At 47.7% G+C, this 377-nt stretch carries 1 pseudogene; it reads right to left on the reverse strand.

The annotated features are described in order from the left end of the window. Nucleotides 1–349, reverse strand: a pseudogene (locus AAEZ03_RS26200) (hypothetical protein); the annotation flags it as partial. Nucleotides 350–377 lie beyond the last annotated feature (28 nt).

Here is a 377-nt window from a genome sequence, read left to right on the forward strand (position 1 = left end):
GATCTTGGGTATAAACGAAGACTTGCACTGCATCTAGCGCCAGCTCACGATGTTCACGTAACACGACTAATGGCGGGCTATTGGCATCAGAGGCACGACCAATGGGTGGATGGTCCAAGATGGCTTCGGTATGCCATAAAATATCTTCAGCAATCTCGCGCAAAAAGTATTCATCGCCCAAATCATCCCACAATCTAAGTACCTCATCGCGGTTCATATGTTGATTATCGACATTGTCTAACATGACCAATGCTTGCTTACGCGTGGCACTAATCATGTCTTGGCGATTGGTCGGTGCATCGATATCAGCACGCAAAATACGGCGCGTTTGCGAGTATAACTGTTTCATAAGGGTCGCCCGCCAGCTGTTCCATAAC

This window comes from Pseudomonas sp. HY2-MNA-CIBAN-0224 (genome assembly GCF_040310285.1).
Lineage (GTDB): Bacteria > Pseudomonadota > Gammaproteobacteria > Pseudomonadales > Pseudomonadaceae > Aquipseudomonas > Aquipseudomonas helleri.